Annotated in this window: 1 protein-coding gene; it reads right to left on the reverse strand. The window is 59.3% G+C overall.

Going from position 1 to position 742, the window contains the following annotated elements:
- The coding region (locus AC0L2M_RS34600) for a DMT family transporter (RefSeq protein ID WP_473537269.1) at positions 1-742 on the reverse strand (742 nt) is incomplete at both ends.

Below are 742 nucleotides of genomic sequence, written 5' to 3' on the forward strand. Positions count from 1 at the left end.
TAAGCCTGGGAAAGCAATGTCATTCCGGCAGATGCGATCACACCGCAGCCGGCCATCAGCAAAGTATCCTGGAGCGTAGGCCAGACCCATGGGCGCGTGAGGAAGGCAAGACTTGGATGATTGGCGTCTTCAAGGCCGCCCGAGCTCACAAGCGCCGCCAGCGCCGGCGCGCCGGTGAGGAAGGCCAGGTTCTGATAGAAGGTGATAACCGCGGCGACCTCGCTGTCGCCAAGTTTCCTCGCCAAGACCTGGGCCGACGAGTACAGAGCAGCAGCCAGGAGGGTCAACGCAGCTGCCCATTCGAAGACAGCAAGACCCGGTTGCAGCGTTATGATGACGCCGAGCAGACCAACAATGAGCGCGATCAGGGTTGCGGTGTGAGGCCGCTCTCCGAGGAAGAGAATCCCGAGACCTGCAATGATAAGCGGGGCGACGAAAAAGAGTGCGACAGCATCGGCCAGAGGAAGCGCTGCGATCGAGAGATAATAGAAGAGGTATGCTCCAAGCGAGATTACCGCTCGGATGGCGAGCAGCCCGGCTCGCTTTGAGAAAATAGACCGTAGTCTGGCGGTCGCGCCTACCAGCACCAGCAGAATGGGCAATGCGACGATTGATCGAACAGTCATCGCTTGCGTAACGGGATAGGTGTCCGAGAGGCCCTTCAGGATCACGTCCTGCAGTGAGAAGACGAGAACGCCCAGGCAGAGAAAGCCAGTGGCTGCTAGGGACTTGTTCTGCATGG

Source organism: Mesorhizobium sp. WSM4806 (assembly GCF_055811635.1).